Below are 13,595 nucleotides of genomic sequence, written 5' to 3'. Positions count from 1 at the left end.
TCAGAAACGGTGTTTTTGATATAGGTAATTGCCTCCTTAGCTCAGCTGGTAGAGCAACTGATTTGTAATCAGTAGGTCGTAGGTTCGACTCCTATAGGAGGCTCAATATAGCTCAAACATTCGCAAGACGTGCGGATTGATTTGAAACGCCTCCTTAGCTCAGCTGGTAGAGCAACTGATTTGTAATCAGTAGGTCGTAGGTTCGACTCCTATAGGAGGCTCAATATAGCTCAAACATTCGCAAGACGTGCGGATTGATTTGAAACGCCTCCTTAGCTCAGCTGGTAGAGCAACTGATTTGTAATCAGTAGGTCGTAGGTTCGACTCCTATAGGAGGCTCCAAGTCTTGGAGTCAGGCAATTTGGAAACAAATTCGGCGCTGGGTTAAAGACGAAATATGTATTGCCTCCTTAGCTCAGCTGGTAGAGCAACTGATTTGTAATCAGTAGGTCGTAGGTTCGACTCCTATAGGAGGCTCATAGTAATGAAAACCCTTTTGAAAGCTGAATTGTCAACATCGTTGATAGTATTGCTTTTGAGTGGGTTTTTTTCATTATTAGGGCATTTTTGCAACATCTGTCAGGAATGCTCTGAAGTATTTGGATAATGGATTTTCGTTAATGAGATGTAAAGTTTGAAATATAACTTTCTGATTATTTGGTGATTACGAAATTATTTAAGTATTTGCGGACTCGTTAATTTTAAAATATAAGAAGATGTCAAGAATCTGCGATATTACAGGTAAAAGAACGAGAGTTGGTAATAATGTTTCTCACGCAAACAATAAGACCAAACGTAAGTTCTACCCTAACTTGCACAAAAAACGTTTCTACATTCCTGAAGAGGATCGTTGGGTAACGTTAAAAGTTTCTTCAAGTGCTTTAAGAACAATCAACAAGAACGGTATTTCTGCTGTCTTGAAGAAAGCACGTAAAGAAGGTAAAACTATCTAAGTTTAATCTTGGTTTAAATTCGGTAAATAAATTACCAAAAAGAATAAGTCATGGCTAAGAAAGGCAACAGAGTACAAGTGATCCTTGAGTGCACTGAGCACAAAGCATCTGGTCAATCAGGTACTTCAAGATACATCACTACAAAAAACCGTAAGAACACTCCAGATCGTTTAGAAAGACGTAAGTTCAATCCGGTATTAAAGAAATACACAATTCACCGTGAAATTAAGTAATTATGGCTAAGAAAGTAGTAGCAACACTTAAGAAAGAAGGTGGCGTTAAATACGCTAAAGTGGTGAAAGCAGTGAAATCTCCAAAAACGGGTGCATACACGTTCAAAGAAGAGATTATCATGGAAGATCAAGTAAAAGATTACTTAGCAAAGTAATTCTCTTGAATCAAGCTTTACATTTCTTTCGAAAAAACCCTGCAACAAGATTGTAGGGTTTTTTGTTTTAAATACTAAGACAGAAGTAAAGGGGCTTTTTGAATGAAGAATTAAGAAAATATGATCTGTACTGTGGTCAGTGTGAACGTTGCAATGCAACATACCTTCAACAGTATCCATCATAAAGATCACTTTATGGACCAGAGTGCGAAACATTTTTCTTCATTCTTAACTCTTCATTCTTCATTAAAAAAAACATCCGTTTACTTTTGTCCTAGTATTTACTTTTGTGATATGTATTTTTTACGTTTATGTGACGTTTTCATGTATTAGTAATTCAAATACTATCAGAGGGATAGAACAACAGGACTTTATTGGGATTCTAACTTTTTGAGCGTTATTTTCGCAGTAGAGAAAAGGTCTTTTGACCTGAGTTCTGACCTTGTTTTTTTATTATTAGATTTAACCTAGCAGCAATAATGGGCTTCTTTAAAAAATTTTTTGGTAAATCAGAGATTACGGAGGAAGAGAAAGATAACCTGAATAAAGGTTTGGAAAAATCTCGTGGTACTTTGTTTGACAAGCTTAGCAAAGCTGTAGCTGGTAAATCTAAGGTAGATGACGAGGTACTGGATAATCTCGAAGAAATTTTAGTGACTTCAGATGTAGGGGTTGAAACTACTTTGAAGATCATTGACCGTATAGAAGAGAGAGTGGCAAAAGACAAATATGTCAATGCTACAGAATTGAATCAGATTTTATACGAAGAAATCGCAGGACTTTTGGATGAAAACAAAAGTGCTGACGTAGATGGATATTCTATTCCAGAAGGAATTGAAGGTCCATATGTGATGTTGGTTGTAGGGGTAAACGGTGTTGGTAAAACAACAACCATTGGTAAACTTTCTGCAAAGTTCAAGGCTAAAGGTTATAAAGTGGTTTTAGGTGCGGCTGATACATTTAGAGCAGCAGCAGTAGATCAATTAAAACTTTGGGGTGAACGTACAGGTGTTGATGTAGTAGCAAAAGGTATGAACGTAGATCCTTCTTCAGTAGCTTTTGAAGCAGTGAAGAAAGGTGTAGAATCAAATGCTGATGTTATTATTGTTGATACAGCAGGTCGTTTGCATAATAAAGTGAACTTGATGAACGAGCTTTCTAAGATTAAAAGATCAATGCAAAAAGTTGCTCCAGGAGTACCGCATGATGTGATTTTAGTATTGGATGGTTCAACAGGTCAAAATGCAGTGAATCAAGCAAGAGAATTTACAAAGGCAACTGAAGTAACAGGATTAGCCATCACTAAATTAGACGGAACAGCTAAAGGTGGTGTGGTGATCGGTATTTCAGATGAATTTAAAATTCCAGTAAAATATATAGGTGTAGGTGAGGGTGTTGATCACTTGCAGGCATTTAGGAAAATGGAGTTTGTAGAATCTCTCTTTGGAGGAAGAGATGCTACTAAATCTCAATAAGTTATAAGTTGAAGAAAAAGCCATGTATTGAGATAAATACATGGCTTTTTTGATTTTCAAAAGAATTATTTTAACTCTACTTATATCAAAGTGGAAAAACTAACAAATACACTATGAGACCGAACAAAATAACTATTATTGGAGGTGGAAACTTGGGTAAGGCAATCGCTGAAGGCCTGATCATCAGTAAGTATATCGAACCTCACAATTTAACAGTGACTAGAAGAAACATAAAACTTCTAAAATCGTTATCAGATCAAGGGGTAAATGTATCCTCAGATAATAATGAAGCGGTAAAAGGAGCAGACCTTGTAATTTTGGCGATCAAGCCTTTCCAAATCAAGTCGATCATGGAGCAAATCAAGGAATCTCTAAAAGCAGATAAAGTGGTTTCTTCAGTAGTGACAGGGGTATCATTAAACGATATGGCTTCTGTTTTAGGTGAAGAGCAACCTGTTTTCCGTTCTATGCCGAATACTGCAATTGCAATTCGCGAATCGATGACTTGTATCTCGACTGTAAACGGTACAGAGGAGCAGAAAGAAATGATGATTGATTTATTCTCTCAACTAGGAGAAGCAATTATTATTGACGAAAGCTTGATGGCGGCAGCTACAGTACTTGGTGCAAGTGGTATTGCGTATGCAATGCGATTTATCAGAGCGGCTTCTCAAGGAGGTATTGAAATTGGGTTTGGAGCTCAGGTTTCTCAACTTATTGCAGCGCAAACTGTAAAAGGGGCTGCATCTTTATTAATGGAAACAGGAAATCACCCTGAACAAGAAATTGATAAAGTAACTACACCAAAAGGGTGTACAATTGCTGGGCTAAATGAAATGGAGCACCAAGGATTTAGTTCATCATTAATTAGTGGAGTAAAAACGTCCTTTAAAGCAATTGATGTGATAAAGGATGATTTTGATAAAAAATAAAAACAAGGCAAGAGAAGAATATATGAAAATGAATGATTTCTTGTCTTAAGTATTAGGACAAAAGACGTTTCTCTCACCTTGATTAATCATGGAAAGGCGTTAATACAGCCAATCTATGACTTCAGTCATAGCGCGAGAGATATTTATCCGTTACTTATGTCCTAGTACTTCGTACTAAAAGTGTGTAAATTTTAATTATTAACTAAAAAGACCGTGAAAAAGATTGCCGTGTTTACATCAGGGGGCGATGCTCCTGGAATGAATGCTTGTGTTAGAGCTGTTGTTAGAGCAGCACTTTATAATGGTTTAGAAGTGGTAGGTATTCGTAGAGGTTATAAAGGTATGGCAGATGCTGACTTTATTCCTATGGAGTCTCACTCTGTATCTGATATTATTGGATTAGGCGGAACAATTTTAAAGTCTGCTAGATTTGATGAGTTCAGAGATATTGAGTGGAGAAAGAAAGCCTACGAAAATTGTGTGAAGGAAGGAATTGATGGTTTAGTGGCTATTGGAGGTAATGGTACATTTACTGGAGCAAAATTATTAATGGAAAACTTCGGTATTCCTACAATTGGTTGCCCTGGTACAATTGACAATGACCTTTATGGCACAGATTATACTATCGGTTTTGATACAGCAGTAAATACGGCTTTAGATGCCATTGATAAAATCAGAGATACTGCCGCTTCACATGACCGTGTATTCTTCGTAGAAGTTATGGGCCGTGATGCAGGTTTTATCGCTATGCAATCTGGTATTGGCGGTGGAGCTGAAGATATTTTAGTTCCTGAGATTCCTGATACAATTGATGAGGTGATTGACAACCTTAAGAAAGGTGGCTATAAAGAAAAACCTTCTCATATTATTGTAGTAGCGGAAGGTGAAGAAATCGGAAACGCGAACTTCATCGCTCAAAAAGCAAAAGAGGCTTTACCAAACCTTGATATCAGAGTATCTAACTTAGGTCATATCCAAAGAGGTGGTTCTCCAAGTGCAATCGACAGAATTTTAGCAAGCCGTATGGGTATTGCAGCTGTTGAAGGATTGATTGCTGGAAAATCTAACGTAATGGCTGGTATTATTGATGATAAGGTGGCTTATACTTCTTTTGATGATGCTATCAATAAGAAAAAACCTTTAGATGTTGAGCTAAATAAGATGGTGGAAATCTTAAATAGCTAGTATTCAGTGAGTACTAAGATGGATTTTTTCTTTTAAAAGGCCTCTAGTACTTAATATTCTGAAATATAAATAGGGAATAAATGTATAAAACAGTAGTTTTGCATTTGTTCCCTTTTGTATTTTAAACATAATTGATCTCCTCCGATGTGATTTACAACTGAAAAAAGCATTGTTAATAATATAAAGTTATCCGTTCATTGTTCAGAGGATAACCAACTTCTCAACTTTCAACAGCTCATACTCTTGAGCGATTATTAGTCAACTAATGAAACAAAATCTTCAGTTAAGTATTAAAGGGACTGATTTCAAAACAGAAATTTTATCAGGCCTAACGGTAGCGATTGCCCTAGTTCCAGAAGCGATTGCCTTTTCATTTATCGCAGGTGTATCTCCATTAGTAGGTTTGTATGCCGCTGTAATTATGGGATTCGTGACAGCTGTTTTAGGCGGACGTCCAGGAATGATTTCAGGAGCAACAGGTGCAATTGCAGTAGTAGTAATGCCATTGATTGCAGCAAAAGGTGTAGATTATTTATTCCCTGCAATTATTTTAGGTGGTGTAATACAGATTGCTGTTGGTGCACTAAAATTGGGTAAATTCATCCGTTTAGTACCACATCCAGTAATGTTAGGTTTCGTAAACGGTCTAGCTATCGTTATCTTTAAAGCGCAATTCAGTCAGTTTAAAATAGATGGAGAATACTTATCAGGAACTCCATTATATATCATGTTAGGTTTAGTAGTATTGGCGATGTTAGTGATCCAGTACTTACCAAAAGTAACGAAAGTAATTCCATCTCCATTGATGGCCATTTTATTAGTATCAGGTATTGCGATTGGTTTTGGCATCGAAACACCAACAGTAGGTGATATGGCTTCTATCAAAGGTGGACTTCCTTCTTTATTAATTCCTAATGTTCCATTTGATATGGAAACTTTGATGATCATTTTACCTTTCTCATTGAAAGTGGCAGGGGTTGGTTTGATCGAAAGTTTATTGACATTAACGCTGATTGATGAAATCACTGAAACACGTGGTAGCGGAAACAGAGAGTCAGTAGCACAAGGATTAGCCAACATCATTTCAGGTTTCACTGGCGGTATGGGTGGCTGTGCCATGATCGGTCAATCAATGATTAACATTCAATCAGGTGCACGTCAACGTTGGTCAGGTATTATTGCCGCTGTAGCACTGATGGCTTTCGTATTATTCTTATCATCGATCATTGAGCAAATTCCAATTGCCGCACTAGTAGGTGTGATGTTTATGGTATCAATTGGTACTTTCGAATGGTCAAGTTTACGTATTTTGAATAAAGTACCTAAAGTTGATGTTGTAGTATTGATTACAGTATCAGTAGTAACAGTAATCGAAGATTTAGCAGTAGCGGTATTAGTAGGTATCATCATGTCAGCTTTATCATTTGCTTGGGAAAATGCAGTACGTATTCGTGCTAGAAAGAAAACAGATGAGTTCGGACGTAAGCACTATGAGATTTACGGTCCATTATTCTTCGGTTCTGCAACAAACTTCTTTGAGAAATTCGATTTCAAAAATGATCCTCAAGAAGTAATCGTAGATTTCACGGAATCAAGAGTAGCCGATTTATCAGGTATTGAAGCAATCAATAAAATCAATGAAAAATATGAGCAATATGGAAAGAATGTAACGTTCATCCATTTATCTCAAGATTGTATTGATTTATTAGACAAGGCAAAATCACATATAGAAATCGATCATGATCACGATCCACATTACGGTGTAGTGTATGATGCGTAGGTCATAGTTCATCCAATAAAAAAATAGAGAGTCAACTTCAAGTCGGCTCTCTATTTTTTTATTCCAGGTAATTATTCAAGGGGAAAATATTTTATCTAATGTTCTTAGCTTTTAAATCAATTTACAGCTCGTTTTTAGCTATCTTTTTACCAGTTAGTCTGAATTGAATACCTTAATTTCAATCAAAACTAATGTTAGAATAAATTGATAAATAGAATCTTATGTTTTGAAGTAAGGTTTAAAGTATTCTAGCTGAAAACTTGTAATCACAATTAAATGAAAAAGCTTATTTATGTTGTATTGCTAATGATTAGCAATAGTATCTATTCACAAGCTCAAAAAGCTACTTTTGAGTATTCGAAATATAATAACTTCAAGGACTATTTTGAAAGGGAGGTTAGGTTTGATAATCCTAAAGAAAAACAGTTTTTACTCCACGAAGAAAAATCTCTTGAAGACAAAGTTTGTTTTTTAGCGAGTGCTTCATTTTCAATAAATGAAAATAATTTTTTGAAAGATGTTGTTGTGAAGAATTGTCCATCACAATATTTAAAGGAAGTGATTGAACAATTTATAGTTGGTTCGAAAGCTTATTGGACGGTTAAAGATGAGACCTTCATTGTTATTCCTATAGCAGTATTTAAAGCTAGCGACAAAAACTATTCGGTTGAGAAACAAATTAAGTTTATGAAAAAAGTAGAGAAGAATGAGAGTCTCATTACAGAGGTAAAGTCTTATCAAGGTAAAGGGTACCTGAATGAGGCAGTGAGGTTTTTCTTGTATGATACTATTCGTTGTAGTAGAAGTAATTAATTTGTAAAAGAGTAATATCAAAAGTTTTAAAAAAAGCACATCAACAGAGATGTGCTTATATTTTTAATCCTCCAAAGCTTTAAACGGCTCCTTCGCATCTTCCCAAAACTCATTCAACTTTAATATTCTTGGTTTAAGGAATTCATAGATAGTAGGTTGATCATCTTGTCTGAATAAATTGACACCTTCCAGTTCAATATAAATTCTAGAGACCGTTTTATTGTTCCTGTCTTTTGACTTGAATTCCCAAGTCCATTCCTCCTCCAAAACAGAATGAAGAAAATCTTTTAAATCAATAAACTGTTGAAAATAGACTTCCTGTAGATCGAGGTCTCTGTGAGTGACATAAATCCCGATGCTACATTTCTGCTTATTAGCATCCATCTTAAAGAAAACATTCTTAATGCCTGTTTTGTAGTTCACCCAATTGACCTTTTGACCTTCACTATTGGTAAAAGGTTTCATCATTTGACCGAATCGAGTCCAAAACTCGGTTCTCATTTTGATATGTTCTTCTCTACTATACATGCTTCAATAATTTATATAATGGAGCAAATTTAATGAACTATTAGATTTTTGTGAAAATGAGGTTCGTAAAATATTGTCGATGATCCGTAAACTGATATTTCAACTGAAGAGAAGTGCCATCGATAATTTTGCGTATAATATCTAAATCATACTTTCTGCTCACTTCTGTATGGATAAGTTCTCCTTTTTTGAAGGAATAAGAACCTTCCGTCTCTTTTATAATTACAGTTTGATCAGTTTTACTTCGAATAAAACTTTTAGCAATACCTTCTTTCTCATTATAAGTGGCTAAATGTTCAAATTGTGAAGTATCGAAATCCCCTCCTAATTCTCTATTAATACGTTCTAAGAGATTTAAATTAAATTGAGCCGTGACACCTTTTGAATCACTGTAGGCAGGGAGTACAATATCTTCAGATTTTATTAAGTCAAGGCCTAATAAAATACTATCGCCAGTATTCATTACTTGATGTAATTGCCCGAGAAAACCTCTAGCCTGATCATCAGTCATATTACCGAGGTTAGAACCCAGGAAGAGAATTACTTTCTTACGGTCACTTTTAAAATCACCAATCATTTTAAAGTAGTCTCCGCAAATCCCTTTAGTATTCAGCTGAGGAAGCCACTCTTTCATTTTTGCAGTGATGTCAATAATAGCTTGTTCGCTGATATCAATAGGACTGTAAGTGACGTTTTCAAAATCAAAATGCTTTAAAAGTTCTTTCGTCTTTATGCCATCACCTGCACCCAGTTCAATAATATCCAAGGGTTCATCACCAATCGCTTTGGCAATTTCATTTCCTTGTACTCTGAGTATTTCCATCTCGCAGTCGGTAAGATAATACTCTTCCAAGTTCATTATCTCTCTAAAAAGAGCTTCACCTTTTTTATCATAAAAATACATAGATGATAAAAACTTTTGCGTAGACGATAAGCCTTTCTCAACATGTTGAGCAAATAGCGTTTTTTCAGTAATCATAGTGTTGTTGTGTTCTTGAAAAGGGTGTTATTTTGATTTTACTAAACGAATACCGGTGTATTGCCAGCAATAATGTGGGTGGAAAAAATTCCTATATGTATTTCTGCTATGGTTGGGTGAAGTAGCGACACTTCCACCTCTTAGCACCATCTGATTGATCATAAACTTTCCATTGTACTCACCAAGAGCACCATCAGCGGTTTTAAAACCTGGATAAGGAAGGTAAGCACTGTTAGTCCATTCCCATCTATCGCCCCAGTTCAGTTGTTCGGAAGCTACTTCCCATTCAAATTCAGTAGGGAGTCTCATTCCTTTCCAACGGGCAAATGCTTCAGCTTCATAAAAATTGATATGACTAAGAATACCTTTTCCTTCCACTTTTTGCATTCCTCCTAAAGTAAACTGCATCCATTCTTCTCCCTCTTTTTCCCAGTACAAAGGCTTTTTGATATCATTTTGTTGTACCCAAGCCCAACCTTCATCAAGCCAAAGGTCAAAACGTTCATACCCTCCGTCTTCAATAAAAGCAATGAAATCATCATTACTCACATAGTCTTTAGCAATTTCAAAATCATGAATGTATACTTTATGGCGCCCTAATTCATTGTCATAAGCAAAACCTTCACCTTGATGACCTATTTCATAGACACCTTCAGAAATTGAAATCCATTCATTGAAGTGATTTACCTTTCCAGTAAGTTTATTTCCGTCTTCTTTATAAGTAGTTTTCAAAGGATGTCTGAAGAACATTAGTTTCAGGTCTGTAATCATGAGTTCCTGATGTTGTTCTTCATGATTAATACCAATTTCAAAAATAGCATTCATCTCTGAAGTGGTATTTCCTCCAAACAGTTTTTCTATATGTTCATCCATATAATGTCTGTACTGATAAACTTCTTCTACTGAAGGTCGAGTCAGAACGCCTCTACTATCTCTTGCCAAACGATCGCCTACATTGTTATAGTAACTATTAAATAGGAAAGAGAATTTAGGGTGAAATTCTTTGTACTCTTTCAAATAAGGTTTGAGAAGGAAGGTTTCAAAAAACCAAGTAGTATGACCGAGTTGCCATTTCATCGGACTCGCATGCAATGCCACTTGAGGAGTATAATCTTCGATTGATAGGGGAGCACAAAAATCTTCGGTTCTTTTTCTTGTGCTGAAATAATGTTCGAGCATAGTATAATGTAGTTGATAGAAGAAGCTAAATGATTATTTCAAATTATATCGCAATTTCTAGTTTAAGGGAGATAACTTTATGTAAAATCAGTTCATAAATTATGAAAAATAGCTCAATAAAAATAGAATAATAGCCGTGAAATAATCTAATTTTAATAAGAAATTCATTTTGATAATGAAATCATTGTAGTCTAAAGCAATCAAATTAGATATTCATTATATTTAATTTGTACTAAGTACTAAGACAAAATTATATAACACTAATTCATATTATTTTTTCCGATTACTGCCTTGCAAAAACTTTAAATAGGACCACTATTTATACGTTTTTGAGCGTTGTACTCACAAAAAATAACTAAGAATTAATTATCATTTATTTTTGGCTTAGTACTTACCTAAATTCTAAAAAGGGTTTAGTTTATTTAATGTAATAACATGAACTATTCTAAAATAAACATACAACTTCATATCGTTTTTCAGACTTTACTTTTCGTAATGTTCACTTCCTCACTTTTTGGGCAAGAAGAGGGGATGATACATGATGAACTGACTCAAAGTAACCAATATGCATTGATCATAGGATCAAACAAATATGATGGTAAACCAATGTGGCCTGATTTGGATAATGCAGAAAACGATGCTAGAAGTATTGAAAAGGTTCTCTCCTCAAAATATAATTTTAAAACCACACTATTATTATCCCCAAAAAGGGAACAAGTAGAGAAAAGCATACTTTCTTTTCAAGATAAATTAAAAGAAGAAGACCGCTTCTTAATATATATAGCCGGTCATGGTGATTTTGATGAAGAAAATTTTGATGATGGTTTTTTGGTTTTCAAAGACAGTAAAACAACACGAAAGGATCCGACACGAAATACATACCTTCAGTACAGAAAACTAAACGGGATGCTCAATGCTTTAAAAGCAAGACATGTGGCTATTGTATTGGATGTCTGTTTTGGTGGTAGTTTTAATACTCAATTAAGGTCAAAACAAAAATTCAGGGGGAAAATTGAAGAGGAAATTATAACTGCCAAATTCTTGAAGAATAAGATGAATAAGACCACTAGAGTTTATTTGACTTCAGGTGCATTGGAGAGAGTTGCAGATGGAATAGATGGGCATTCTCCATTTTGCAAAGCTGTTTTAGAGTTTTTAGAAGAAGATACCCATCAGCTTTTTACATTATCTGATTTGCATCAACAAACGAAAAGAGCAGTGAGTGAGAGTTTATATGGTTCTTTTGGTAAGGATGAGCTGGGAAGTGAATTTATTTTGAATTCAGCAGATGATAATGTGATAAGTAATATCAAGGTAGATGAAACCATTCCTTTTAGCGAAACAATTGCGAGTAGAGGGCAGGAAGATTCAAATAGGTATTTATATATTGTTATTGGATTGGTAATAATAGTAGGTGTCGGTGTTATGTTTTTTGTATTCAAGCAAAAGAAGACAGTGATCCAAAATGATACTTCTGAAGTAATAGTAGAAAAAGCTACTTTGCCATCAATTAGAAAAGAACAAGATGATGTTTTTATTGATGGTGGTGTGGCATTTGCAATAACAGAAGAGAATAAACCAGAAGTAGATCATTTATTTACTCTGTATGATATTCATTCCAAAAACTTACAGCAGGTAGAATTGACCATGGCAAAATATGGAGACAACCCTCCAACTATGCTTTTTCATAAAAAAGAAACGGCAGAGCAGGAAATTCAGAAAGTGATTGATAAACTGAAAACATTGGCAGGAAATGATAAACAATAAAACATATTATATAGGAGGTTCTCAGTTTAATGTACTTTATGCTGACATCACCACTGTATTGACAGATGTAATTGTTAGTTCAGACGATACTGATATAACAATGTCAGGAGGTGTTTCAAGAAGTATATATCAAGCAGGGTCGAGTGCGATTCAAGTGGACGCTCGAAAGCATAAAGGATTAAAGGTAGGAGACGTGATTGTTTCGACGGCAGGGAATCTTCATGCAAAATACGTTTTCCATGCTATTACTTTAAACTATGAAAACAATACAGCAATTGATCCTAATACACTAGAGTTAGTTTTAAAAAGGATTTTAGAATTAGGAAAAGCATTAAAAGTAAAGTCAATTGCTTTGCCGGCTATTGCTACAGGAACGGCAGGGTATGATTATACAAATTCAATAAAAGCAATAACTGAAGTGATCGGTGGTTTTTTGAAGGAGAATGATACTATTGAAGAAGTAAGTTTGTGTTTGCTTAAAAGGGAAGAAATCTCAAGAGAGCAGATGAATGCTTTATTTGAAAATGCTGTAGAGTTGGTATCTATTAAAGAACAGAATCAGGCCATCAAAGGTTTATTGCAGGAAGCAAATGAAAATTTAAGACAAAAAGATACAGTTGATACAGCTATTGTAGAGAAGTTGGAAGAGGGGTTGGTGAGAATTTTATCAATTGAAAAAGAAGAAAAAGGTATTGTACCCACAAAAATACCTGCCTTATTGGATGATTTATCATTCTTATATGACCTTCTGCATTCGGTAAGTTCGAATAAACATGAGATTGAACATCTCAAGAAAGATAAGAAAGTATTAGAACAATCAATTAATTATCATAGAACAGCCTTGAGGCATTATGAGATTGAAAAAGCAAAATATGGTGGAGAAATGGTGCCTTTCCGACTAATGATGAGTATTGAGGATGCGGAAAAAGAGATTAATGCTATTCAAGAGAAAATTAATTCAGTGAATACTCAGTTGAAATCTTTTATTGAAATTGGGTAGTAAATAACTGACCATTATGAAGTTATACTAAAAGGGTGTTTGAGTTGTCTTAAGCATCCTTTTATTGTTTGCGTTTATTTAATGTAATTTTTTATAGAAGTTATTGCATTTAAAAAACATCCTATTACCTTTGCACTCCCTTCAGCAAACGGCTGAGGAAAAAACAAACGTAGGGGTTGTCCTATGTGACAACCCGACTCGGGTGGTTGAAATAATGAAAAGGTATTTGATTTAGTTGAAAATCAGCGATGTAAATTAAGTTTCTAAATAAAACAAAATAAGCATTGCAAATTAAATTTCTCTTCTTACCTTTACACTCGCCTTTAACGAAAGGCTTTTGAAACTTCTCTTTTGGAGTTGAAAATTCAGAGTGTTGTGGGTTGAGAAAATCAACGAAAAAAACTTCAAAAATTTTTGAAAAAAGATTTGGAAGTTAAAATAAAAAGTTCTTAACTTTGCACTCGCTTCTGGAAAACGAAGCACATTTAAACAGCGGTTTAAATGAAATAAAAATCTGAAAAACAGATCATTGAACTACGGTTCAAACGTTCTTTTGATGTAATGAAAAAGTAATTATAAGATCAGCGAAAGCGGATCCCAATTACAGTTAATTCTT

Annotated in this window: 13 protein-coding genes and 4 tRNA genes; 14 read left to right on the top strand and 3 right to left on the bottom strand. The window is 34.8% G+C overall.

The genetic code is table 11. The features are described from left to right. Window positions 1–30: 30 nt before the first annotated feature. From HHU12_RS26880 to HHU12_RS26825, 12 genes are all read left to right on the top strand, one after another. Window positions 31–103, top strand: a tRNA-Thr gene (locus HHU12_RS26880). A gap of 45 nt (window positions 104–148) precedes the next feature. After that, window positions 149–221, top strand: a tRNA-Thr gene (locus HHU12_RS26875). A gap of 45 nt (window positions 222–266) precedes the next feature. Next, window positions 267–342, top strand: a tRNA-Thr gene (locus tag HHU12_RS26870). Between the two features lie 62 nt (window positions 343–404). Next, a tRNA-Thr gene (locus HHU12_RS26865) sits at window positions 405–477 on the top strand. 239 nt (window positions 478–716) lie between these two features. Next, window positions 717–953: a 50S ribosomal protein L28 gene (gene rpmB, locus HHU12_RS26860; protein ID WP_044212427.1), complete on the top strand. Its 237-nt coding sequence runs from the start codon at window positions 717–719 to the stop codon at window positions 951–953. Window positions 954–1,003: 50 nt separating this feature from the next. Further along, complete coding sequence (gene rpmG / locus HHU12_RS26855) at window positions 1,004–1,186, top strand: 50S ribosomal protein L33 (protein WP_169659830.1); 183 nt, start codon at window positions 1,004–1,006, stop codon at window positions 1,184–1,186. A 2-nt stretch (window positions 1,187–1,188) separates the two neighbouring features. Next, on the top strand, window positions 1,189–1,341 hold the full coding sequence (locus HHU12_RS26850) for a DUF4295 domain-containing protein (protein WP_084005937.1): 153 nt from the start codon (window positions 1,189–1,191) through the stop codon (window positions 1,339–1,341). A gap of 479 nt (window positions 1,342–1,820) precedes the next feature. Then, window positions 1,821–2,816, top strand: a complete 996-nt coding sequence (gene ftsY / locus HHU12_RS26845) for a signal recognition particle-docking protein FtsY (protein ID WP_044212431.1) — start codon at window positions 1,821–1,823, stop codon at window positions 2,814–2,816. Window positions 2,817–2,929: 113 nt separating this feature from the next. Beyond that, entirely contained in the window at window positions 2,930–3,748 is an 819-nt protein-coding gene (proC, locus tag HHU12_RS26840; protein ID WP_169659829.1) for a pyrroline-5-carboxylate reductase, read from the top strand. A gap of 213 nt (window positions 3,749–3,961) precedes the next feature. Further along, window positions 3,962–4,933, top strand: a complete 972-nt coding sequence (gene pfkA / locus HHU12_RS26835; protein WP_169659828.1) for a 6-phosphofructokinase — start codon at window positions 3,962–3,964, stop codon at window positions 4,931–4,933. 265 nt (window positions 4,934–5,198) lie between these two features. Beyond that, the gene (locus HHU12_RS26830; RefSeq protein ID WP_169659827.1) at window positions 5,199–6,713 is read left to right on the top strand and encodes a SulP family inorganic anion transporter; all 1,515 of its coding nucleotides are present in this window, start codon (window positions 5,199–5,201) and stop codon (window positions 6,711–6,713) included. Window positions 6,714–6,989: 276 nt separating this feature from the next. After that, window positions 6,990–7,526, top strand: coding sequence for a hypothetical protein (locus tag HHU12_RS26825; RefSeq protein ID WP_169659826.1), 537 nt, complete (start codon window positions 6,990–6,992; stop codon window positions 7,524–7,526). A gap of 63 nt (window positions 7,527–7,589) precedes the next feature. Here HHU12_RS26825 and HHU12_RS26820 read toward each other — a convergent pair whose 3' ends face one another. From HHU12_RS26820 to egtB, 3 genes are read right to left on the bottom strand one after another with little or no spacing between them, the layout of a single operon-like run. Beyond that, window positions 7,590–8,054, bottom strand: a complete 465-nt coding sequence (locus HHU12_RS26820; RefSeq protein ID WP_169659825.1) for a DUF4268 domain-containing protein — start codon at window positions 8,052–8,054, stop codon at window positions 7,590–7,592. Window positions 8,055–8,094: 40 nt separating this feature from the next. Further along, window positions 8,095–9,033: an L-histidine N(alpha)-methyltransferase gene (egtD, locus tag HHU12_RS26815; RefSeq protein ID WP_169659824.1), complete on the bottom strand. Its 939-nt coding sequence runs from the start codon at window positions 9,031–9,033 to the stop codon at window positions 8,095–8,097. A 27-nt stretch (window positions 9,034–9,060) separates the two neighbouring features. Next, entirely contained in the window at window positions 9,061–10,212 is a 1,152-nt protein-coding gene (gene egtB, locus HHU12_RS26810; RefSeq protein ID WP_169659823.1) for an ergothioneine biosynthesis protein EgtB, read from the bottom strand. Between the two features lie 435 nt (window positions 10,213–10,647). On the opposite strand from egtB, the gene HHU12_RS26805 reads away from it, so the two are divergent. Further along, window positions 10,648–11,979: a caspase family protein gene (locus tag HHU12_RS26805; protein WP_169659822.1), complete on the top strand. Its 1,332-nt coding sequence runs from the start codon at window positions 10,648–10,650 to the stop codon at window positions 11,977–11,979. Beyond that, window positions 11,966–12,979, top strand: coding sequence for a macro domain-containing protein (locus HHU12_RS26800; RefSeq protein WP_169659821.1), 1,014 nt, complete (start codon window positions 11,966–11,968; stop codon window positions 12,977–12,979). The genes HHU12_RS26805 and HHU12_RS26800 overlap by 14 nt, the downstream gene beginning before the upstream one ends. Window positions 12,980–13,595: the final 616 nt, after the last annotated feature.

This window comes from Flammeovirga aprica JL-4 (assembly GCF_012844305.1).
In the GTDB taxonomy this organism is placed as follows: Bacteria; Bacteroidota; Bacteroidia; order Cytophagales; family Flammeovirgaceae; genus Flammeovirga; species Flammeovirga aprica.
The sequence above is the reverse complement of the archived record's forward strand: the minus strand, read 5'-3'. Positions and strand labels throughout refer to the sequence as shown.